Below are 220 nucleotides of genomic sequence, written 5' to 3' on the forward strand. Positions count from 1 at the left end.
CATCGTGGTGGTGGAGAACGTGCACCGCCACATCGAGGAAGGCAAGTCGCGCGTGCAGGCCGCGCTGATCGGCGCGCGCGAAGTGGCCGGCCCGGTGATCGCGATGACGCTCACGCTGGCCGCGGTGTACGCGCCCATCGGCCTCATGGGCGGCCTCACGGGCTCGCTGTTCAAGGAGTTCGCCTTCACGTTGGCGGGTGCGGTGGTGGTGTCGGGCGTG

Annotated in this window: 1 protein-coding gene; it reads left to right on the top strand. The window is 70.0% G+C overall.

Annotated elements, in window-relative coordinates:
- Nucleotides 1-220, top strand: a 220-nt coding sequence (locus DBV14_RS33175; RefSeq protein ID WP_148092469.1) for an efflux RND transporter permease subunit, incomplete at both ends; no start/stop codon positions are given.

This window comes from Variovorax sp. KBW07 (assembly GCF_003852515.1).
Classification (GTDB): domain Bacteria; phylum Pseudomonadota; class Gammaproteobacteria; order Burkholderiales; family Burkholderiaceae_C; genus Variovorax.